Origin of the sequence: Vibrio sp. 10N.222.46.A1 (assembly GCF_041473595.1) — a bacterium.
Classification (GTDB): Bacteria; Pseudomonadota; Gammaproteobacteria; order Enterobacterales; family Vibrionaceae; genus Vibrio; species Vibrio tasmaniensis_A.
This window is the reverse complement of record NZ_JBFRSN010001275.1, coordinates 1-633: the sequence shown is the minus strand read 5'-3', so window position 1 is coordinate 633 and position 633 is coordinate 1. Positions and strand designations below refer to the sequence as shown.

The 633-nt window shown below is 38.4% G+C and carries 1 protein-coding gene and 1 pseudogene; both read right to left on the bottom strand.

Translation table 11 applies throughout. From position 1 onward, the window contains the following. Positions 1-533: FoF1 ATP synthase subunit a (locus AB4496_RS25920; RefSeq protein ID WP_372132729.1), on the bottom strand; the 533-nt coding region annotated here is incomplete at its 3' end. A gap of 1 nt (position 534) precedes the next feature. Beyond that, positions 535-633, bottom strand: a pseudogene (locus AB4496_RS25915) (ATP synthase subunit I); the annotation flags it as partial.

Below are 633 nucleotides of genomic sequence, written 5' to 3'. Positions count from 1 at the left end.
AAGTTAACAGGATATAAAAGAGGGTTATCAAATGGCTGAGTAGTTAGCTCTTTGATAAAGCCTTTCAAACCTTTATTTTTCAACGTATAAGTTAACAATAAAATAAACACACCGAGTGCCATCGACATTGGGACATTTACATCCGCTGTCGGTAGATCTCTAAAGTGTTCTAAACCCATTACACGAGTTAACCCTGGTATTAAATCTATAGGCAATAGGTCGACTGCATTCATTAACAACACCCAAACAAAAGTGGTTAATGCCAGTGGCCCTATTAATTTATCCTCCGCTTGAAAAATCTCTTTGACTAGGTTGTTAACGAAATCAAAGATAAGCTCGATAAAACATTGAAAACGACCTGGAACACCGCTAGTGCCCTTGGTCACTACATATCGAAAAGCTCCAATAAACAGTAAACCCGTGATCCAAGATACCAACATTGAGTCAATGTTGAACGCCCAGAAACCATCACCTGTAGTTAAGAAGGTTAAGTGATGCTCTATGTATTCGTGAGCGGTAGTGACTTGATCCATACTACACGTACTCCGATCTTGTAGAGGCAGTAATAAATGGTGTTAAGAAGTACCCAATCATTGTGAAAATATACGCGTATAATATTACTGGGTTATCCAA